The organism is Limibacter armeniacum, from assembly GCF_036880985.1.
Lineage (GTDB): Bacteria > Bacteroidota > Bacteroidia > Cytophagales > Flammeovirgaceae > Limibacter > Limibacter armeniacum.
The window spans coordinates 180583-202812 of record NZ_JBAJNO010000008.1 but is presented as its reverse complement, the minus strand read 5'-3'; the positions used below and the strand labels follow the sequence as shown (position 1 = coordinate 202812).

21 protein-coding genes are annotated in these 22230 nt (G+C 38.7%); 14 read left to right on the top strand and 7 right to left on the bottom strand.

Annotation, left to right across the window (positions count from 1 at the left end; translation table 11 throughout):
• Positions 1 to 40: 40 nt before the first annotated feature.
• Positions 41 to 2122, bottom strand: coding sequence for a glycoside hydrolase family 97 protein (locus tag V6R21_RS06835; protein WP_334242052.1), 2082 nt, complete (start codon positions 2120 to 2122; stop codon positions 41 to 43).
• A gap of 286 nt (positions 2123 to 2408) precedes the next feature.
• Between V6R21_RS06835 and V6R21_RS06830 the strand changes: the two genes are divergently transcribed.
• Entirely contained in the window at positions 2409 to 3878 is a 1470-nt protein-coding gene (locus tag V6R21_RS06830) for a DUF389 domain-containing protein (protein WP_334242050.1), read from the top strand.
• 75 nt (positions 3879 to 3953) lie between these two features.
• On the opposite strand, the gene V6R21_RS06825 is transcribed toward V6R21_RS06830, so the two are convergent.
• Positions 3954 to 4367, bottom strand: coding sequence for an organic hydroperoxide resistance protein (locus V6R21_RS06825; protein WP_334242048.1), 414 nt, complete (start codon positions 4365 to 4367; stop codon positions 3954 to 3956).
• Between the two features lie 91 nt (positions 4368 to 4458).
• Positions 4459 to 4902: a MarR family winged helix-turn-helix transcriptional regulator gene (locus tag V6R21_RS06820; RefSeq protein ID WP_334242046.1), complete on the bottom strand. Its 444-nt coding sequence runs from the start codon at positions 4900 to 4902 to the stop codon at positions 4459 to 4461.
• A gap of 244 nt (positions 4903 to 5146) precedes the next feature.
• Between V6R21_RS06820 and V6R21_RS06815 the strand changes: the two genes are divergently transcribed.
• Positions 5147 to 5977 carry an alpha/beta hydrolase gene (locus V6R21_RS06815; RefSeq protein WP_334242044.1) on the top strand — a complete coding sequence of 277 codons (831 nt, stop codon included), beginning with the start codon at positions 5147 to 5149 and terminating at the stop codon, positions 5975 to 5977.
• 66 nt (positions 5978 to 6043) lie between these two features.
• Here V6R21_RS06815 and V6R21_RS06810 read toward each other — a convergent pair whose 3' ends face one another.
• Positions 6044 to 8119: a M48 family metalloprotease gene (locus V6R21_RS06810; protein ID WP_334242042.1), complete on the bottom strand. Its 2076-nt coding sequence runs from the start codon at positions 8117 to 8119 to the stop codon at positions 6044 to 6046.
• A 182-nt stretch (positions 8120 to 8301) separates the two neighbouring features.
• Between V6R21_RS06810 and V6R21_RS06805 the strand changes: the two genes are divergently transcribed.
• From V6R21_RS06805 to V6R21_RS06765, 9 genes are all read left to right on the top strand, one after another.
• Complete coding sequence (locus V6R21_RS06805) at positions 8302 to 8844, top strand: 3'-5' exonuclease (RefSeq protein ID WP_334242040.1); 543 nt, start codon at positions 8302 to 8304, stop codon at positions 8842 to 8844.
• Between the two features lie 4 nt (positions 8845 to 8848).
• Complete coding sequence (locus V6R21_RS06800) at positions 8849 to 9334, top strand: YdeI/OmpD-associated family protein (RefSeq protein ID WP_334242039.1); 486 nt, start codon at positions 8849 to 8851, stop codon at positions 9332 to 9334.
• Between the two features lie 18 nt (positions 9335 to 9352).
• Entirely contained in the window at positions 9353 to 9832 is a 480-nt protein-coding gene (locus V6R21_RS06795) for a hypothetical protein (protein ID WP_334242037.1), read from the top strand.
• 188 nt (positions 9833 to 10020) lie between these two features.
• Entirely contained in the window at positions 10021 to 10455 is a 435-nt protein-coding gene (locus V6R21_RS06790) for an RrF2 family transcriptional regulator (protein ID WP_334242035.1), read from the top strand.
• A gap of 164 nt (positions 10456 to 10619) precedes the next feature.
• Positions 10620 to 11822 carry an NO-inducible flavohemoprotein gene (hmpA, locus tag V6R21_RS06785; protein WP_334242033.1) on the top strand — a complete coding sequence of 401 codons (1203 nt, stop codon included), beginning with the start codon at positions 10620 to 10622 and terminating at the stop codon, positions 11820 to 11822.
• A gap of 410 nt (positions 11823 to 12232) precedes the next feature.
• Positions 12233 to 12688: a hypothetical protein gene (locus V6R21_RS06780; RefSeq protein ID WP_334242031.1), complete on the top strand. Its 456-nt coding sequence runs from the start codon at positions 12233 to 12235 to the stop codon at positions 12686 to 12688.
• 263 nt (positions 12689 to 12951) lie between these two features.
• Entirely contained in the window at positions 12952 to 13356 is a 405-nt protein-coding gene (locus V6R21_RS06775; protein ID WP_334244916.1) for a TlpA family protein disulfide reductase, read from the top strand.
• 26 nt (positions 13357 to 13382) lie between these two features.
• Positions 13383 to 14606, top strand: a complete 1224-nt coding sequence (locus tag V6R21_RS06770; protein ID WP_334242029.1) for an alpha/beta hydrolase-fold protein — start codon at positions 13383 to 13385, stop codon at positions 14604 to 14606.
• 187 nt (positions 14607 to 14793) lie between these two features.
• Positions 14794 to 15195, top strand: coding sequence for a hypothetical protein (locus V6R21_RS06765; protein WP_334242027.1), 402 nt, complete (start codon positions 14794 to 14796; stop codon positions 15193 to 15195).
• A gap of 239 nt (positions 15196 to 15434) precedes the next feature.
• Here the strand turns inward: V6R21_RS06765 and V6R21_RS06760 are convergent, their stop codons facing one another.
• Positions 15435 to 16712 carry an NAD(P)/FAD-dependent oxidoreductase gene (locus V6R21_RS06760; RefSeq protein WP_334242025.1) on the bottom strand — a complete coding sequence of 426 codons (1278 nt, stop codon included), beginning with the start codon at positions 16710 to 16712 and terminating at the stop codon, positions 15435 to 15437.
• Positions 16713 to 17237: 525 nt separating this feature from the next.
• Here V6R21_RS06760 and V6R21_RS06755 point away from each other — a divergent pair.
• The 3 genes from V6R21_RS06755 to V6R21_RS06745 all read left to right on the top strand — a co-directional run bounded on the left by V6R21_RS06755 (position 17238) and on the right by V6R21_RS06745 (position 21022).
• The gene (locus V6R21_RS06755) at positions 17238 to 17873 is read left to right on the top strand and encodes a DUF1801 domain-containing protein (RefSeq protein ID WP_334242023.1); all 636 of its coding nucleotides are present in this window, start codon (positions 17238 to 17240) and stop codon (positions 17871 to 17873) included.
• 62 nt (positions 17874 to 17935) lie between these two features.
• Positions 17936 to 18487, top strand: coding sequence for a hypothetical protein (locus V6R21_RS06750; RefSeq protein ID WP_334242021.1), 552 nt, complete (start codon positions 17936 to 17938; stop codon positions 18485 to 18487).
• Between the two features lie 108 nt (positions 18488 to 18595).
• Positions 18596 to 21022: a zinc-dependent metalloprotease gene (locus V6R21_RS06745; RefSeq protein WP_334242019.1), complete on the top strand. Its 2427-nt coding sequence runs from the start codon at positions 18596 to 18598 to the stop codon at positions 21020 to 21022.
• Positions 21023 to 21126: 104 nt separating this feature from the next.
• Here the strand turns inward: V6R21_RS06745 and V6R21_RS06740 are convergent, their stop codons facing one another.
• Both V6R21_RS06740 and V6R21_RS06735 read right to left on the bottom strand, forming a co-directional pair.
• On the bottom strand, positions 21127 to 21789 hold the full coding sequence (locus tag V6R21_RS06740) for an energy transducer TonB (protein WP_334242017.1): 663 nt from the start codon (positions 21787 to 21789) through the stop codon (positions 21127 to 21129).
• A 37-nt stretch (positions 21790 to 21826) separates the two neighbouring features.
• Entirely contained in the window at positions 21827 to 22213 is a 387-nt protein-coding gene (locus tag V6R21_RS06735) for a hypothetical protein (protein WP_334242015.1), read from the bottom strand.
• Positions 22214 to 22230: the final 17 nt, after the last annotated feature.

Sequence of the window (22230 nt, the reverse complement as noted above, 5' to 3'; positions counted from 1 at the left end):
GCCGAAAAAGTAAAATAGGTCACTTTTTCGGCACATTGGTTTATTTCATCTTAAGGCTTATGGCTTGTCCACCACTTTGCGTCATTTTCAAAGTAAGCGTACTGCCTTTTTTCACTTCTTGTTTTCTGATGTCAAATGCAGCAGGATTATGTTCAAGATCTGTATCGGGACTGTCTGCATAGATCGTTGCCTCATAAGTAGCCCCTTCTCTCAGGAAGTCCAACCCTATATCTACTGATCTTGCATTTTCATCTGTAATTGCTCCAATATACCAATCACTTCCATGACGTCGGGCAATGGTCACATAGTTTCCTATTTCACCATTCAACACCTTGGTTTCATCCCAGTTGACAGGAACGTCCTCAATAAACTTGAATGCCTCATTTCCTTCATAATGCTCTGGCAAGTCGGCAGCCATCTGCATTGGCGTATAAAGTACTACATAAAGTGCCAACTGTTTGGCTAAGGTTGTATTTACACGGTTTTCCTTACTGTATTCATCAAACTTGATATTGAAAATACCTGGTGTAAAATCAACCGGACCTGCTAGCATACGGGTAAATGGCAATACCGTCGTATGCCAAGGTTTATTTCCTCCCTCCTGATCCCAAGCATTGTACTCCTGTCCACGGGTACCTTCAGCTGCCAGTAGGTTCGGCCAAGTACGACGAATTCCCGTTGGCTTAATGGGTTCGTGTGCAACAACCATTATCTGATATCGGGCAGCTGTCTCTACCACTTTTCTATAATGCTGTACCATACGCTGCCCATGATGGTGGAACTTCTCTCCATTAATATCAACAGGTCCTTCGTTGGACACATACCCCGTTTTCACTGCCGGAATTCCCAACTGATTGTAAAAGGCAAAAGCTTCTTCCAACTGTTTTTCGTAGTTGCCGACCTCACCACCTGTTTCATGATGTCCTATCAGGAATACATTGTGTTCTTTCCCATATCGTACCACCTCTGCGATATCAAAGTCAGGATAGGCTTTGGTAAAGTTGAAACCTTTCCATCCTCTTTCCCAGCCAAAGTTCCAGCCTTCAATCAGTAAACCATTAATGCCATGTTTGGTGGCAAAGTCAATATATTTCTTGGCATTGGCTGTATTGGCTGAATGGCTTTTATCTATACCTGATTGACCACTTTCCGGTTTTCCCCCAAACGGAAGTGATTCAAAGTCTGAAGCATTTTTATTCTCCCAAGTTCCTTTTTTCAGGTGCATCTCCCACCAAATACCAATATACTTACCGGGCTTGATCCATGATGTATTGATGATCTTACTTGGTTCATTCAAGTTTTCTATCAAATGAGATGTAATCAATCCGCCAGCCGTTTCTGCCAACTTGATCACTCTCCAAGGTGTCAGCATAGGCACCTGTTGCTTGACTTTCACATCTCCATTTGGTGAAAAAGGAGCTAAATCCGCTTCAAAAAGATTTCCCTTCACCTGTTTCAATGTCATGCCGGAATAATCAGTCAATGCCGCTTCATGCACACTCAGGTATAGGCTATCTTCTGCCTTCAACGTGATAGGCGTATTGGCTCCCGATACCTCAGATAATGGAGACTCAGCATACCTTAGCTCATAAGTATCAAAATTGGCAGGCTGCCACCATGCAGTAGGATTTCCTGTAAAATTGAACTGCGTCAGTTCATCCGTGATCTCAAACTGAGAAATACGTTGTTGCTGCGGAATTTCATATCGAAGGGCAACACCGTCATCATAAGCCCTGAAATAAATGTTCAAGAGCCTTTCATCTCCCATCTTTTCACGAAGCAATACCTTTATTTCATTACCATGATTATAGAAAGTCTTGTCTTCTCCCCATACAGGATTCCACTTTTCATCATAGGTCATCTGTTCAACTCCTATAATTTCAAAATTCTCTTCCAAAGCATGTTGTTCTTTGAAATGGAAGCCTAATGCAGAAGTATCCAATATAGCCTTGTCTTTAAATTGTACAGCATAAAAAGGCTTACCTGCTTCATTCAATGAAAAAATAACTTTCAGTTTCCCATCAGGAGAAACCACTTCTGAAGACTGTTTAGTCCCACATTGTGACATAAACAGCAGAAATGAGATAAAAACAAATTGAAGTAAAAAGCGTAACTTCTTCATGATAGTTTAATTGATAAAAAAATAGTTAAACTGACTAGGCCACTTTAGGCTATTCAGTAGATTTCTAATCTAAAAATACACAGGAAACAACTGTGATAACAATGACCTAACTCAGATCATCAATTATACTATCTGCACTCTACCAAATTAATGGTGAAGCCGCATTATCATTTCTACAAAATTCTCCTGCTTTTTCTCCTATACATTCTTGAACCCAAAGATTCTTCATGCTTGTTATGAAACAGTAAATGCATATATTCTTCACTGATGCCTCTTGGCTGACTGTATGAAAGACGAACATAAAAAACCCCACGAACTTCCTCGGTTCAAACGCCCCGTCAAAGAGGACCCTACTGCATTACCCTCAAAAAGTCTTAGTGAACTCATCAAACAGGTATTAAATGATGCCAGAGATAGCCTTCGCTTTGATGAGGACGTCAATTATGAACAGACAATACTTTCTATAGAGAAAAGTGTTGAGTTCAAAGGCTACAATATTTGGGTACTGATATGCTCTATTGCGGTTGCATCTGTAGGACTGAATACCAACTCACCTGCGGTCATTATTGGTGCCATGCTTATCTCGCCTTTGATGGGACCAATCAGGGGAGTCGGGCTTGGCGTAGGCATGATCGACTTCAAGCTTATCATCCGTTCGCTAAGGAACTTTATGAGAATGGTCATTGTCAGCCTGATAACCTCTACGCTGTACTTTACCATTTCCCCTATCGAGAAGGAGACCTCTGAGTTGTTAGGCAGAACATTCCCCACTATTCTTGATGTTGTGGTTGCCTTTTTCGGTGGGCTTGCAGGTATTATTGCCGCCACCAGAGGTGAAAGGGATACCGTTGTACCAGGGGTAGCCATTGCTACAGCACTAATGCCTCCTCTCTGTACTGCCGGATATGGTTTTGCATTAGGAAAATGGGATTACTTTTTTGGTGCCATGTACTTGTTCCTGCTAAACTCCCTTTTTATCTGCTTATCCACTGTTTTGGTCATCAGGTTTATCCAGTTTCCCGTTCGGCAGTTCCTGAATGAGAAATTACAGCACAAAGTCAAGATGTATATCCTGTTCGGAACCTTGATTGTTATGCTCCCTTCCGGATTACTGTTCTACCGACTGGTGAAAGAGTCTATCTTCTTAAGCAACTCCGATAATTTCTACACAGAAGTCATCAAGCCCTCTATTACCGACAAGAACACCAAGCTTTACTTCAGAAGCACCTACATCAACCGAGATTCCACCTTTATGGAATTGGATGTGACACACGGAAGTATTCCAGACCAAACCATTGCTTTATGGCGGACACAGCTTCCTAATTATGATCTGGATAATACATCACTAAAAGTATTTCAGCGTCAGTTCAAGTACAGTGATGTTCGTGCCATTGAAAGCTTAATTACACAAGCTGGAGAGAAACATACAAAAGGAACGATTAAGTATTACCAGGATCAGATAGATTCCCTTAAGCAAATCACACAGCAGAACGAAAATGCTGACTGGGACTTGACTTATCTCAGGAAGTCACTAATGATTGACTATCCCAACCTCAATAAGCTGTCCTTATCAAAAGAAATTTCGGAAGACAATAATGGAAAAAGGGATACCCTCTATTATATAAAACTTAAATGGAAAGCTACACCACCCAATTATAACGCCAAGAAAGTCAATGAAGCGATCAGGTTAAAAGTCTTATTGCTATTGGAGAAACAAAATGTTATGGTAGACTCATTAATTATACAAACTGAATAAAAACCAAAAGGGACAGTCAATAACTAAAGACTGTCCCTTTTTGGTGAAAAAGCACATTTATAACTAACTAAACTATCAGATCACTTCCAATGCTACTTCGATATTACCTCTTGTAGCTTTTGAGTATGGACAAACTTGGTGAGCTGCTTCTACCAACTTCTGCGCCTGCTCTCTTTCTAGCTCAGGAATACTTACTTTCAGCTTTACACCCAAGCCAAAACCAGTTTCATCCTGACCAATGCTCACTTCAGCTGTAGTAGATGGAGAGATATTTACTTTTTGCTGTCTAGCCACCAAACCAAGTGCGCTATCAAAACACGCAGCATAACCTGCCGCAAAAAGCTGTTCAGGGTTTGTAAAAGGCCCACCACTGCCTTGCAGTTCTTTTGGCATTCTTACTTCAAGATCCAATACTTCATCACTTGAAACTACTTTTCCATTTCTTCCACCAGAAGCAGTCGCAGCTGCTGTGTACAATGCATTTTTCATGTTGATTGTGTTTAGATATTCTGTTTGTTGAATTATTAAGTCACTATAATTTCTTATTCAAAAAGCATCATCAATGAAACTTGAGTAATGCTTACAGTTTCTGCATTAATGCCTTCAATGTCTCTCGCATTTGTGCAGCCTCTTCCAAATCCAAGTGCATAGCACATACCAGATCTTTTGGAATATCTACGGCTTTAGGCTGCAACGACCAACCGCTTTCTGTCAACGCAATCTTGACTACTCTTTCGTCCTGCTTATCACGCTGTCTGGTTAGCCACCCTTTCTGCTCCATCCGCTTTAGCATAGGGGTCAGCGTTCCTGTATCCAGATGCAACCTCGACCCTATTTCTTTAATGGATAACTCCTTATGTTCCCACATCACCAGAAAAATCAAGTATTGTGGGTAAGTGATATCCAGCTTTTTCAGCATTGGTCCATAGAGTTGTGTAATCTTTCTGGACAATGCATACAACTGAAAACACAGTTGATTATCCAGCTTTAACCACTCACAAGTTTCTTGTTTATCGTTTTCCATGACACAAATATATTGTATACAATTTAATTTTACACAATTTATTCAATCGAAAGAATTTATACTTGAATTGAATGTGATTATATCATCTCTAAATTTGAACAAAATAAGGAATGAATTAGATTGAGGCGATAAATAATCATTACTAGTAATAAACCAATGATCAACAACTGATTCAGAAGGTCAAAAGTAAAATCAACTAGCTTTAAAATAATTTCAGATTCACTAAATATAAAGCCTATCAACAATGAATAAGCTAATACTAACACTGCTGACTTTTTTCCTTGCATTCACCACTTATGCACAAAAAGCAACAGCGTACGAAACCAAACGCAACATCCATTACTACAGCGATGACATCAACAAGTCTGATGCCTATATCAATGAGCGTTGTGTTCTGGACATTTACTATCCGAAAAATGTAACGGACTTTCCTACCATTGTATGGTTTCATGGTGGTGGACTGACTGGTGGACAAAAGGAACTGCCTGCCGCACTACAGGAAAAAGGAGTATGCGTAATTGGGGTAAACTATCGCCTTTACCCAAAAATAAAAGCGCCAACCTATATAGAAGATGCTGCCGCAGCAGTGAGCTGGGCATTTAAGCACATCAAGGAATACGGAGGAGATCCTTCCCTGATTTTTGTGTCAGGTCACTCAGCTGGTGGTTACCTTGCCAGCATGGTCGGACTGGACAAGTCATGGCTGGGCAAACATGATATAGATGCCAACGACATCGCAGGACTGATTCCTTTCAGTGGTCACACCATCACCCACTTTACAGTGCGTGAAGAAAGAGGTATTCCGGGTACACAGCCTATCGTGGATAACTTAGCGCCACTTTACCACGTTCGTCCGGATGCATCACCGCTCCTACTGATCACAGGTGACAGGGAACTGGAAATGCTCGGCAGGTATGAAGAAAATGCCTACCTGATGCGTATGATGAAAGTGGCAGGTCACAAGGACACCAGACTATTTGAACTGGATGGCTACGGACATGGTATGACAGAGCCTGCATTTCCGCTATTGCTGAATGAAGTAAAGAGGATCACAAAGCTCAAAAAAGGAGAATAAAAAAAATCCCTCAACCGTGAATATCATGGTTGAGGGATTTCGATTAAGTATGTTCATATTCTATACTCATCCTGTTATTCCTAGTGTTTCCTGACGCTTCACCAGCTCCTCCTGATAATTAAGCAGCTCCTTCTTCATCAGAAAATACCCTCTGGACAACAGGTAACCGTAGTTATTCAGTACCTTGAAAAGCATTTCAAGTGGTCGTTCAAAATAATTCTCATGTCCGAAGTATTCCCATTTTTTTGACAGATACTGCTCAAAGTTTTCTTGCATCTCTGGCGTAATCTCCTGCTGATAACGCTCACTCTCCATCAGTTCCTTAATCTCATGTTTCAAGATTGCTTCCTTTGGTGCTAGATTGGCAAAATTTTCCCGAATCTGTTCAAATGGCAAATTATAGTTGATAAACTGAAGCGCTTCTAACATCTCAGTATACAATCCGCTCTTTGCATCAATCTGTGTATCATAGTCAAAAAATGTCTGATACATTGCTTTAAGCTGTAAACTCTCTCCCAACTCCTGCTCTCGTTTTAGGAAAAATTGGAAAATTCGGATATCATTCTGCTTGATCTGCTCATTAAGCTCCTTCAGTTCCTCAGCAAGTTTCGATGCAAGCCCTGCACTTTCTCTGCTAGCATATTTTTTCCCGTCATAATCAAAAGTCTTGATCGCATGCCCACTACCTGCCAGCTGTTTGAGGGTCTCAATGTCATTCTGCAAGGAGAAAGCAGTATATACCAGCTCAATCTGCTGGTTAGAGAATAAAGTTTCCGCTGTGGCTGTGGTTTCCTCCTCTACGGCTGCTGCCTTCAGATCGAAACGGATTGGTTGTTTATCATCATAGTAACCATTATAGAAACGAGAGAAAGTATTGGCTTCATAGTATGCTTTATAAGCATCCTGAAATTCTTCCAAGGTCATCTCCTTCGACTCTCCCTGATATTGAACCGATTCAAAAAGTTTTGCCGTCTGATGTCTGTATGTATTTTCTATATTCTGAAAGATACTACCTGCTGGTTGATGTACTTCTTTTTCTGCTGTCAAACCTGTCTGCTCCAACCGCTCAATCCTCTCTTTAGTGCTTGGATGCGAAGCCCACTGATCCTTGATCACAAGCCTAGACTTGTTAAACCTGTTAAGGTCATTCAAGGACACCATTGGTAGCTGATTTTCCAACAGAATATTATCTTCCGTCGCCAGAAAGTTCATGACATGAAACTGTTCCTGAAACATGTTCCCGCTCCTAAAATTTTCTTTAACCTTCTCTCCATAAAAGTTTAGTACAGACTGGTGAGCATGATCAGCCAACTTAATCCTCAACAGGGAACTTTTCAGAGGTTTATAACCCGTAACACTGGCTGCAATCTCATCGGCATGAAACTCCATCTCACGGGACAGCGCCATATAATTCCTGTTTACCACCTCATACATCTTTCTCAATATTGCCTGAATTCCTTCAATGATACGTACTGCGATCACCACAAAAATTGAAAAGTAACTACTCACTTCTGCCCATGACTGAATCACATTATCATAGGATTCATTATCATACAACAGGTTATAAATAACCTGGTTCACATTGTAGACATAGCTGCCCACTTTCATCGTCCTTTGAGAAAAATGCCCAAACTCATGCGCTAAGATTGCCTTAAGCTCAATATCTGTGACGGTATTCACGAGTCCCAACCCAATCTGTAGGTTTTTGCGTACGGGCAGAAACATGCTCCAAAAATTGGAATCATAAAAAACTGCTGCATTTACATCAGCAGATAGATAAACTTTTTTGGGAAAGGTGGTTCCTACTTGCTGAACAATCGCATCCAGCATATTGAATAGTTCAGGTTCATCTTTCCTTTTGATCTCCTGCAAATGAGAACGATCCACTTTGTGTGACTTGAAAATAAACTTCAGCAGAAAAAACAGGACAAGAAAACCAATACTGGCCAAGCCAATACCCAAAACGATTCCTAAAATTCTTGGGAATGTCATTACAATCATAATACCTCCAAATACACACAGAGCCGTTAAGCCTACTGCCAATATTAGAAGTATAAGATAGGTCAGAATAAAAAATACGATAGAAAAAATAGATTTCTTTGTCTGGGACTTAAACTCTGGACTCAGTTTGATTTCATACATTCTCATTCAATTTTAAATTTTAGTTCATGTTTGAATTAGGTTGCCATTAGATTTTTGATAATTCCCCCAATGAAGCTAAATCCAATTCTTTTTCATACGCCTGCACAATGGGAAATTGTACTAAAAAAAGAATTGATCTACTTTAAGACTTTTATAAACAAACAATAAGGGACTAAACATACATGAACTACATCATCTTAGATTTAGAGGCAACCTGCTGGGAAGGAGAAATGGATAAAAACAAGAATGAGACAATCGAGATTGGCGCTGTATTGGTTAATGAAAAACAAGAAATCATATCATCGTTTGAGCAGTTTGTTAAACCACTAAAAAATCCCAAGCTGAGTGATTTTTGTACAGAACTGACTTCCATACAGCAAAAAGATATTGACCACGCTCCTCATTTTCCTGAAGCCATTCAAGCATTTAAACAGTGGTTCCAATTTGATACGGAAGACTACATGCTGTGCTCTTGGGGATATTACGACAAAAAGCAATTTGAAAGCGACTGCCTCCTTTATGGTATTGATTCAAGTTGGACTGACAAGCACATCAGTCTAAAGCACCAGTATGCCAAGTTCAAAAAACTGAAACGTGCGATTGGAATGAAAAACGCACTCTTAAGTGAAGGAATTATATTGGAAGGAACACACCATCGGGGGATTGATGATGCCCGAAACATTGCCAAGATCTTTCTGAAGTATTTTGATAAATGGAATTATTGAGAATATGTCCGAAGAAAAACCTCTCGTAAACGCCAACTACCTGTTGAAAAAGTTTCCCGGCAAAGGCGGCTGGACCTATGCAGAAATACCAGAAACCCGTCAGAACAAGGAGAACCCATTTGGATGGGTAAAAGTAAAGGGAAAAATAGATGACTATGAATTGAACCACTACAAACTGATGCCGATGGGCAACAAAAAATTATTTCTGCCTGTAAAAGCTGAAATCAGAAAGAAGATCAAGAAAAAGGAAGGTGATATAGTACATATCATCCTCTATTCGGACGAAACACCTCTGGGGATACCTGCCGAAATCATGGAATGTTTCAAAAACGAATCCAAAGAAGCTTGGGAGAATTTTCAGGCATTTTCTGATAGCGAACAAAAAGCCTATCTGGACTGGATTTACAATGCCAAAACCGATGAAACCAAAGCCAAAAGAATTATCCAAATGATGGATAAGGTACAGCAAGGGTTAAAGTTTTATGACTAAATCAATTCAACTGAAGTGATGACAATTGGACAACAGCAAGATATCTCTTTTGAAATAATCGGAAAACCTCAAAAGACATGCTTAACAATCCGGCTCTACCTTGGTAATAAGCTGATCAGTGACGAACCTGTCTACTTACCTACCTATATCTATGCTCTTGAAAAAATGATGGACAAGCTTTATCAGCATGATTTTAAAAACCCATCATTTCAAGGGATTTCTCCAACTCAAGTATTCCAAAAACTACTATTAGAAAGGGTTAATGATAACGATACAAATTACTTCAAACACTTATGGTGTATAGACGAGACCATTGACCAATATATTATTTTTGCAATTGATCAAGGTGATTCAACTTTACTGGTATGGCACTGTTGGGACAAGTCTAACTGTAATGCTGATCATCAGCCAAAGGAAGTTTATCATATTGACATTCCTAAAAATACCCTTGTCACTACGCTCCAATCTGCTATTGAAACATTTAAAAGTCTCCAATAGACTTTCATTTTTTTCTGTATAATATTTCAATTGCCTCCTCATTTGTTAGCATCAGATTTCACTGATTGAGAAACCATTATTCATCACCCACTTATGGTATTTACAAATGATTAGATTTTTAATTAGGATAAATTTGTCCGAAATAGATTTTCCACTTACTTTTGCCCCACACAAAAACCCCGGACAAGATGTTTTCAAAAGCATGTGAATATGGAATCAGGGCAATGCTCTTTATTACCACAAAATCGATTCATGGAGAAAGAACTTCCCTTAAAGCCATTTCTAAAGAAATTGGCTCTCCTGAAGCGTTCACTGCTAAAATCCTTCAACAGCTAACTAAAAATAAAGTCCTGCAATCTGTTAAAGGGCCAAACGGTGGGTTTGAAGTAAGACCGGAAGATGCCAGCAAGACCAAACTGATCGAGATTGTCAGCATCATTGACGGCGACCAACTATTTACAGGGTGTGGGCTTGGATTACCTAAATGCAATGATGAGAAGCCATGTCCGCTTCACCACAGCTTTCTTAAAATCAGAAATGACATTCAGCAGCTTTTGAGCCAAACCTCTTTGGAAGAACTGGCGCTTGACCTCGACAAAGGCTTAAGCTTTTTGAAGAGATAAAAAAATTTAAACTAATAAAGGATAAAAAGGTCTTAAATTCATCTAAATACATTTAACAATGTGTTATCAGCTATGATCACTGCAACAGTTACTTGATGATAATGAATGGACCTTGATCAATACACAATAAATCAAAACTATTATCCACTCAAACGAAGCTAAACATGGCAAGCAAAAACACAATCGAGATTGTAAAATCAACCGCTCCAGTACTTCAACAGTATGGTGAAGCCATCACCAAACAGTTTTACAAACAGCTATTTGAAAAGCATCCCGAGTTGAAGAATATTTTCAACATGACACATCAGGCAAAAGGAGATCAGCCAAGGGTACTGGCCAGTGCCATTTTCCAATATGCGACATATATCGACCAGCTGGATATGCTGAAAGGGGCAGTCTCAGCCATTACACAGAAGCACAGTTCCCTGTCCATCACACCGGAGATGTACCCGATTGTAGGCGAAAACCTGCTGGAAGCTATCAAGGTAGTACTGGGCGATGCAGCCACTCCAGAAATCATCGATGCCTGGGCTGAAGCTTATGGTGATCTTGCCTCACTTTTTATTAAGGAAGAAGAGAAACTGTACAGCGAAAGAGAAAACATGACAGGTGGCTACAGAGGCAAAAAGAAATTCAAAGTAGTGAAACGTGTAGCGGAAAGCAGTGTCATCACTTCCTTTTACCTGGCTCCCGCCGATGGAAGTGCCCTACCGCCTTTCCAGCCTGGGCAATACATTGCCGTATCTGTAGAAATCCCTGGTGAAAGTCACTTGCATACCCGAAACTACAGTCTGTCGGACTTTGGCAATCAGGAAACGATCCGTATCAGTGTCAAGAAAGAAGAAGGTAATCCTAACGGTACCGTTTCTAATTTTCTGCACGCTTCTGTTAACGTAGGAGATCAGGTGGAAATTGGTATACCTGCCGGAGATTTCAAGCTGGAAGAATCCACAAAACCAGTTGTACTGATTGCCGGAGGTGTTGGCATTACGCCACTGATCAGCATGTACAAAGCACTGGCTAAAACAGATCGGAAGGTTACATTTATACAATGTGCCCTCAATTCGGAGACACATGCATTCCGCAATGAGATAGCAGAACACCTGAACGAAAACAGCAAGTCTGTAGTCATCTACAACGAGTCTCTGGAGCATGACGAGCCAGACTACAAGGGTCTGTTGACAGCAGATATTTTGAAAGCTGTAATGCCAGAAGGTTCACCAGCATTTTATTTCTGTGGGCCTAAACCATTTATGGCAGATGTAATGGAAATCCTCCAAAGACTGTCTGTTGAAGAGGAAGATATTCACTTCGAATTCTTCGGTCCGATGGACGAGTTGAAAAAAAGTGAATGCCCTGTCGGATAAGCCTTATTTTTGGACAGCAAAAAGCCATTGACTTCAGTGTCAATGGCTTTTTTTGGCTAAGCACTTTTTATCAACAATTTATTGCCGCTGTTAGTAATGTCTAACCTGTCAACCAATTCTATAATTAACAATCTGAATAATTTATTAGATTCGAGATCTTACAAACAAGCTTTGTAAGCTTTCATTGAGACAAAAAATACAACCAAGAAGATATAGAATTTGAATTCTCAAATGAGATAAAATTACAATCATTCCACTGGTGAAACTGTTAGGTTCGTTTTCAGTGCAGAAACAAATGGCAGGACCTGATATTACAGCAAAAAAACAACAATCAGATTGTACTATATAAGGATTTACTTTAGATTGTATTTTGACAAATTATTTTTTTTAATCAAAACTTTTTAAATCTCATGAATATCAATCAAGAAGAAAAAATAAACAGGCAAGATGAAGTGATCAACTATAACCTGATGCTTTCTTGCAAAAGAAAGGTACGAGAAGCCCGATTAATACTTTTAGCCATTGCACTGATTAATGTATTTGGCATATTTCAAGGCATAAACGGAAACAACACGGTATTTACTGTTATAGCAACCATTTATGTCTTGACTTTTGCAGGACTTGCTCTTCTGGCTGGCAAAAAACCAAGAAAATCAATCATTGCAGGTATAAGCATTTATATAGGATTCACCCTATTGGCTGGTGCTATATACCCTCCTAGTTTAGCGAATGGAATACTTATGAAGATTATAATTATCTCTGCTTTGGTAAAAGGTTATGTGGCCAGTAAAGATATAGAAGAAATCCAGTTGAAGCTTACTGAAATTGAAGTCAAAAAGCAGGCATTCAAACAAGCTAGATCATAAGCTCATTGGCTAAACCCAAAAACTCCAATTTTCAGTGTGAAATAACAGATAAACATTTGGTAAACTTAAAATGGGGAAACCTAAAAATACAATTCCGCTTCTGAACTCCCACCTCCTATATTTAGAACCAAATAAAAAATTTGAAATCAACATCTCCAACAACAACGTTAGCTCTAGTAGTTCTTGTGATTCACTTTTAAACTATTTACACTCTAGCAATAATGAATTCATCAGCAAAGAGATGAACTTCATCTTCTCAACAAATAATTACGACTCTTGGAAAAGAAGTCCAATTAAAAAATTTCAAAGGAAAAGTTGTTTTAATCGACACATGGGCGACATGGTGTGGACCATGCTTAAATCATAGACCTAGAATTAAAGATTTTGCAAAGAAATACCAAGACAACTCAAACTTAGCGATTCTAATGATTTCTGTTGACGAAAAAACGAATAGATGGTTAGACTTTGTTGAAAAAGATAATCCTACTAATGATGGCTTTGACCTTTTTATTGAGAATAGTACGCATACAGCATTTGGAAACCACTACAACATTAACTCAATTCCTAGGTACATTCTTATTGGGAAAAATGGAAAAATAATTAATTCTAACATTAACGAACCATCACTTGCACTTGAAGAAGAAATAGATATAGCATTGAGAAACTGATACAGAACTAAAACAATAGACTTTATATGAAAAACTTCTTAACCGTTCTACTAATTTCTTTATCGGCATTTTACTGTCGTGCACAAGACAATAACCTACTGACCATTGGCAAAGTAGACAGTCTATATTCAGCAGTACTTCAAGAGCAAAGAAGCATTTGGATCTACCTCCCCAGCTCGTTTGATAGTGCTAGTGATGCCCGATACCCTGTTATCTACTTGCTGGATGGAAATGCGTACTTCCATTCCACAGCTGGATTAGTCAAACAGATGAGTTCTTTTGGCAATACCTCTTGTCCTGAATCAATCATTGTCGCAATTCCCAACACCAACCGCCAGAGAGACCTAAAGCCCTACGATCCGGCAGAAGGTGAACCTGCCTCCAGTGGTATCGAAAAGTTTACCAACTTTATCGAAAGTGAATTGATACCCTATGTAGACAGCAAGTACGCTACTCTTCCATACCGTACATTGATTGGTCACTCCACGGGTGGGTCATTTGTTGTTAGTACCCTCACAAACCATCCAGAACTTTTCACCAATTACTTGGCTATTGACCCCGGCCTCAAATCCCATGAAAACCGGTTTTATCATCAGTCTGTTGAGCTACTTCAAAATGGAAGCTACAAAGACAAGTTACTCTATATGGCTGTAGCCAATACAATGCCTGCTAGTATGGATACACTTACTGCCCTTCAGGACACTACTTGGGTTACTTCTACCATACGATCTACCTTGACTTTTGCAAAGGCACTTGACCAAATGGTAAGCAATCAACTGACCTATCAATGGAAGTTTTACTCAAACGAAAATCATATCAGTGTCCCAACGGTTTCCACATATGAAGGCTTAAAATATTTCTTCAGTTGGCATGTTCTTGACCTTGACAAAATCCTTAGAACTACTCCTGAAATTACAGGAGAAGCTTTATTTAGCAAAGTCATAGGACATTACCAGAATGTATCTGAAAAATTGAAATATGAAGTATTACCTAGTCAGGAGCAGGTCAATGACTTAGGCTATTTCTTTCTGCAAAAGGAAGACTTGCAAGGTGCCATTTTATTTTTCGCATTGAATGTCAAAAACTTCCCAAACAGCTCCAATGTACATGATTCCATAGGGGATTATTATCTTTCAGAAGGGAGCACTGATAAGGCAGCCGAATCATACGGCAAGGCTATTGAAATAGATGGCAATCCGCTGTCAAAGGAAAAGTTAGAGCAGTTAAATAGTCAAAAGAAAACTAATTAATGAGTTTATATTATCAGAATCTCAATTTAGTTAAATAAGAAAGTTTACGCAGATGACTGAACAAAAATGGTAGAAGCTTTTGAAATAGCTATAGAGGATTTATATAAGACTTTCTCAAAGTACCCTTTTAATACTATTTTAGAAGGATGTCCTTGTTGTGTTTGGAAAGCTCGAATATGGCAAATGGATGGAATGGGACCAGGCTGAAAGAGATGCAATCATACGTTTTTTCTGGGCTTGGTGGAGATATGATGTAAATTATGGAAGCTATTTTGAACACAATGTATTTATTGAGCTTTATAAAATCCTTAGAGAATTACCATTAATGTTATCAGATTGGAGTCTTGAAATCACTTCAAATGGATACAGCAATTTTATTGATTTTGTAGAAGTTTATTATGCTGACCTATATAACAATAGAAAGGTCATTTTTAAAGAACTTGAACAAAATGACAAGGAGCTACTTAAGGAGTGGATTAAAGAGAGTGCTAAGAAAATAGAAGAAGGTTACCTATACTTTGAATCAAGGGATTTTGAATTGACTGAAAGGATATCCAATACTTTATACATTGTTGAACAAATAAAATGAACTTCCTCATTATTAGTGTCATCAAACCCAACTAACCTTCAGTCAGGATGAAAATGGAACAACAATCAGTGTAACATTGATTCAGGAAAATGAAAAAGTGATTGGTAAAAAGCTAGAGGAGTAACAGGCTATTAAAGGTACTTCATCTTAAGCTAAAAAGACCCTCATATTCTGGCAGTACAGAAATGAAGGTCTTTTTACTTTCCTATATAATTTAGATTTTTAGATCAACTGATCCCCTATGCATCCTTACTCTTATCTCTTCTGCTAGGTTTGATAATCATCCTGAAAGACTGGTCTTTGAATATATAATAGCCAATCCAGTTGAAAAATGTACGAACCCTATTTTTGAAGTTTACCAAGCCCATGATGTGGACAAAAATCCATATCAGCCAAGCAAAAAATCCTTTCATGCTATGCTTCTGATCTGGAAAATCCAACACTGACTTATTTCTACCAATAATTGCCAATGAACCTTTGTCTTTGTATTTGAAAGGTTTCCAGCGGTCTTTATCCCTTGATAAGTTTTCTGTCAGGTTTTTAGCTTGCTGAATCGCAGGTTGGGCAAGTTGCGGGTGTCCTTTAGGATAGTTTTCATCCGTGAACATAATAGCACAGTCACCCAAGGCATAGATATTATCATACCCTTCCACCAAGTTATAGGCATTTGTTTTCATACGCCCACCAGGTCCAATGCACTCAGCGTTAAAACCTTCAAACTGCTTTGCCTTCACCCCTGCTGCCCATATCAAGTTTTTGGAAGGAATTTCTGTTCCGTCAGACAGGTAAACCGTCTCATCTTTAAAATCCTTCACCAAGGTATTCAGCTTGATTTCAATCCCATACTGGCGAAGCTTCTTTTCCGAATACTGCTGTGCATCTTTGGACATTACAGCCAATACAGCATCGTTACCATCAATCAGGAAAATATCACCCAAATCCTCTTGGCTTAGTTCTGGGTAGTCCTTTCTCATAATAGAAGCCCTCATTTCAGCAAGGATACCCGAAAGCTCAACCCCTGTAGGACCAGCCCCAGCAATGACAAAGCTGAGCAACTTCTTTCGCTCTTCCCTTTCCTCAAATCGGGTAGCCCGATCCAGTCTTGTCAAAATTGTATTACGTAGCGAAAGTGCATCACTGATGGTCTTCATTGGCAAGCTGTTTTGCTCAATATTCTTGTTACCAAAAAAATTGCTCTCTGTACCTGTTGCCATGACTAAAATATCATAATGCAACTCGCCATTACTTAGAACAATCTTTTGCTCTTCCGGTACGACGCTCTTCAGTTCACCCAATCGAAACCTGACATTTTTCTTTTTGCGCAAAATCTTTCGGAACGGGTAACTTATGGCTGAAGGCTCCATAAAACCGGTTGAGACCTGATAGATCAATGGAGGGAAAAAGTTATAGTTATTCACATCTACCAAGATTACTTGATAGTGTTCATTGTTAGCCATCTTCTTGACAAATTCAATTCCGGCAAACCCACCACCAACGACAACGATTGTTTTTTTCATAACTTCAAGTTCTAAGACTGCAATAATATAAGGAAGCTTTATGTAAATATGAGTAAGTCAACAGAATGAGCTGCTTTTGGAGTCCTGACAGTACCTTTTATAAATTCAAAAACAACACGAACCCAATAATGTTAACGGTTTACATTGCTGGGTTCGTACTGTCACTTAATATTAAGCAAACTTACAAGTCCTGATACAGAAAAAACTTAAGCCAGTTTAAGAAATAAACATTCCCTGATTTAACTACCCTACTCATAAACTGCTCTATCAGCCATAAGGTTACCAAGAAGGTATGACTATTTACTCCTTAACTAGGTAAAAAAACACGTTACTATCGCCCCTCTTTCTCTAGGTTTATTATTTGGATAATATTAGGTTGGGTTTCCTTTTTATCAGTAAGTTATCCGAAATAAATTTTTAACTATTTAAATGTAACCTAACGATAAGATCAATTATAAATACGAACAACAAACCTACTGATGATCTACCGGTTACAAGCATCAAACATATAACACTCATAATACTATGCACCCTAAAGTTGATGAATACTTAAGCAATGTAGGAAAATGGCAAAAAGAGCTGACAAGGCTAAGAGCTATTGTTGCCAAATGTGGGCTAGAAGAAGAATATAAGTGGATGCACCCTTGCTACACTCTAAAAAAGAATAACGTCCTTTTAATTCATGAGTTTAAAAACTATTGTGCACTCCTATTTCACAAAGGGGCTTTACTCAATGATGCTGAAGGTATTTTAGTGCAGCAAACTGAGAATGTTCAATCTGCACGACAAATAAGATTTACAGACATTTCTGAAATTGAAAAGCTAGAGCCGACTATCAAAGCTTATATATTTGAAGCAATAGAGGTAGAGAAAGCAGGTTTGAGTGTAGAAACAAAAAAGACCGTAGAGTTTAGTGTACCAGAAGAATTAGAACTAAAGTTTGAGAAAGACCCTGACTTTAAAGCTGCTTTTGAAAACCTGACTCCTGGAAGACAAAGAGGATACCTACTCCACTTTTCACAACCTAAACAATCCAAGACCCGTGAATCAAGGATTGAGAAAAACACAATGCGAATCCTCAATGGAAAGGGTTTGAATGACTGTATATGTGGACATTCCAAAAAAATGCCTAACTGTGATGGATCCCACAAATACATCTGAGAACCAACCCAACTAAACAACTAATAATCAATACTTTTTGAACATCCAATTTTAATTAACCCATGATTAAAGAAGAGTTCAATTTATCCATAATAAAGGAAGAAGGCTATTTTAAAGTAGTACACGGAAGGGACAAAACAGACCATGACCACAAGATTGACAGAAAAATAAAAAGAGTTACTTCCGTAGTGCTGCTTATGGATCTAATTATGATAAGTGAATATATTTATGAAAAAGACCTGCTTAATATTTTCTTTATACTAGAACTATCAGTGCTTATTCTCTCCACTACCGTTATTAAGAAGAAATTACCAAGATTTATAAAAAGGATGTTTGACATGTCTCTTTTTTCTACTTCACCATTTCTAGAAATAAGCGAAGAAAAAATTAAGTGGCGACTCGGCATCTTAAATGAACAGCATGAAATCAGTTTTAACAACATTCAACACATCAAGTTAAAAAAGGATCAAATCTGCATTACCAGCAAAAATGATATTGTAAAAAAATTCATTTATAAGAGAGATTTAAATCAAGATTTACTGAATCTAGTCATTGAAAAGCTATTGGATAAATGTAAGGAGAATAACATTCCTTTTAACTTAATTGAAGATTAAAACTTATTTCATTGCTACATCCTAACCTACAATCAACTAAACACTTACACCTACAATGACTCTCATATTATTTTCATAAATTATAGTCAAATAATTAAACTTTTGACTATGAAGACAAACAGCCAATTCTTTTTAGGATTTCTCATTCTTACTTTTTTATCACTTTACGCTCCTTCAGGATTTAGCAAGGAGGTTACTTATTCGGGTTTTATAGATTTCAGTTATGCTACAGAAACTGGGAAAGTTCAATTGAAAATCGATCAACTGGACAAGGAGTTTCTTTATGTCAATTCGCTTGTCAGTGGAGTTGGCTCCAATGATATAGGGCTAGATAGAGGGCAGTTAGGACACAACAGAGTTGTAAAGTTCCAACGGGCAGGTAACAAAATCTTGTTGATTCAACCCAATTATGATTACCGTGCAGTCAGTGACAATCCAGAGGAAGCTAAGTCTGTTAGGGAAGCTTTTGCACAATCGGTACTTTGGGGCTTTAAGATTGAAAAGGAAGAAAATGGTGCTTTTTGGGTAGATGCTACAGACTTCTTTATTCGTGATGTTCATAATGTCACTGGCACCCTCAAAAATGCCAAACAAGGTAATTACAAACTTGACGGTAGCCGCTCTGCCATTTATAAGGAGGGAACCAAGAGTTTTCCAAAGAATTCAGAGTTTGAGGTAATCCTGACCTTCACTGGAAGCCCTGAAGGCTCTTGGGTTCGATCAGTAGTACCAAGTCCTGAAGCTATTACAGTCAGACAGCGACATTCCTTTATTGAATTGCCTGACAATGACTTTGAACTGAGACCTTTTGACCCACGCTCAGGTTTCTTTTCCATCTCCTATCAGGATTATGCCACTCCTATTGACCAACCGCTTACCAAAAGACTTCCAGTCCGTCATAGGCTCAAGAAGAAAGACCCTGCCGCCTCTGTCAGCGAAGCCATCGAACCGCTTGTGTATTACCTTGACCGTGGTGCTCCAGAACCAATTCGTTCAGCATTGATGGAAGGTGCTTCGTGGTGGAATCAGGCTTTTGAAGCAGCAGGTTACAAAAACGCTTTCCGTGTCGAGCTGCTTCCTGAAGATGCAGACCTTTTGGATGTCCGATACAATGTTATTCAGTGGGTACACAGATCCACCAGAGGTTGGAGTTATGGGGCATCAGTAATTGATCCAAGAACAGGTGAAATCATCAAAGGACATATCTCCTTGGGGTCTTTAAGAGTACGTCAGGATTACCTGATCGCACAGGGACTTCTGAGTCCATCTGAGGATGGTGTACACCCAACAGAAGAGATGAAAGCCATGGCATTGGCACGATTGCGTCAGCTGGCTGCACACGAAGTGGGACATACCTTGGGCATTGCCCATAACTTTGCCGCCAGTGTGAATAACAGGGCATCTGTTATGGACTATCCACATCCACTTATTGAGTTAAGTGAAAATGGCAGCATTGACATCTCAAATGCCTATGCTACCGGAATTGGCGAATGGGACAAGCAGGTAATTAAATGGGGTTACAGTGACTTCCCTGAAGGATCTGACAAACCAACAGCACTTGAAAAGATCATTCAAGAAAGTCTCCAGAAAGAATTGCGTTACCTTTCAGACCGTGATGCACGTCCATATGGCAGTGCAGCTGCAAACGCACACCTTTGGGACAATGGACAAAACGCAGCCCAAGAGCTTCAGCGTTTAATCAAAGTCAGAGAAGTTGCCTTACAGAAAATCAACCCAAACAGCCTCTCTGATGGCAGCCCAATGGCTACATTTGAAGACATATTGGTTCCTGTCTATCTTATGCATCGTTATCAGGCGGAAGCTACCGCAAAAGTGATTGGAGGAATACACTACACCTATGCTGTCAAGGGAGACGGGCAGGAAGCAGTAAGCTTTGTTACACCTCATGAACAAAAACAAGCGCTCGATGCATTACTCAAAACCTTGACACCACAGTTTTTAAGTGTGCCTAACCAAGTACTGAACAATATACCTCCGATGCCTATGGGGTATAGTAAAACAAGAGAACACTTTGGGTCACATACAGGTCTTACTTTCGATCCTATTGCTGCTGCTGAAAGTTCGGTCAACCACTGTCTCAGCCTTCTGCTAAATGGACAACGGGCTACCCGACTGATACAACACCATGCAATGGACAAGACACAACCTTCACTGTTGGATATTACCAATACACTGCTGGATGCAACCATAAAAATGGATGATAACAATTCCAATCCAGACAGTTACCAAAGTGAAATACAGCGAATGGTCAATGAGAGAACACTGCATTACTTATTGGGATTGGCAGCCAATAGTTCTGCTAGTAGTCAGGCTAAAGCCATTGCACTTTATCAAATAGAGAATCTGGAAAACTGGCTGAAAAACAAAAAGTCAAAAGCTCCGGAATGGCAAGCACACAACTTACTATTGGCTGAAAAAATCAAGCGATTTAAGCTCAACCCAGATGCATTTGCAGACCATCAAGTTGAAAAAATCCCTGATGGATCACCTATTGGAATGCATTGTGGTTTTTAATGGATGTTCAAATTTCAGAAATAACCCCATCAGTTAATTAATTGATGGGGTTAATATAATCCAAGCTACTTATATACGCTTTAACTTGTAAAAATATTGATCCGTTATAAATAAGCCATAACTACTACAGTATTTAGCTTTTTGCCTAAAAAATCAGATTCTGTCATACCATTAAGGTCTGCATCCAAATTATTTATCCTAAATTCTATAGGTATCAGCATTTTAGCTGGAACTGCTTTACTTTGATAAATACCTGCTAACCATAGGTCAGGAACTAACTTAAAGGCTTCTATAACTTCATCTGTAAAGTAATTATTTGGGTCATTATAAACTTGGTATTTAGTTGCTCGACCATGCTCACTTATTTCAAACTCAAGAAATACCTGAGCTTGTACTCTTTTTGCTTTAGCTACTTTGGGGTAAGAAATGTTTTTACCTAAAATTCGCATTAATTCCTGATAACTGCCTATGTATCGAGGCTGCCGACTTAACTCACTTAGAACCCAATTTGAGGAATCTAACTTAACCATGTACTTTTCATGATCAGGCTTAATACAGATTACTGAAGCCTTATCATAATCTATCACTAAGCTGGGGCATTCTTCATTCTGATCATAATACATCCACACCCCCACTTTTACTCCCCTTTTTATTTTTCCCGTTTCATAACCTTGAGCTAATAACTGACTCCCAACAAAACACAGGAGTACTAAAAAAGAAAACTTCTTATAATTCATAGTTCTAGTAAAAAATAGTAATGTCATCATATCCTAACCATATTGGGAATACTCACACTCAAATACCTTATTCCTCAGTCATCCCATGATTCAGAGCCATTCTTTTTGTATTGGCTTTTCTTTTGCCTCTAAAAAATAGATACAGGTTCATAAACAAAGTAATACCCAAGTAGATTGAAAAACCTCCAATTTTATAACTAAGCTTTTCAATCATATCCTGATTGCTAGAAAGTTGATAAATTTTAAGAATGAAAAGTGCTGCCCCTAGATTTATCAGATAAAAACCAATCTTGAAGAGCTGATTTGTAGCCATTGCAATCTCTTCCCTACCATGAAAAATATCTAGCATAAACACTTTACTGTTTTTGAACAATTGATGTGCTACATATGCTGTCAAGCCAATTACAATTGGTAAATAGATTACATAAGCTTTTACAATAATTAGATTTTCCATGTTGTTTTGAGTTAGAT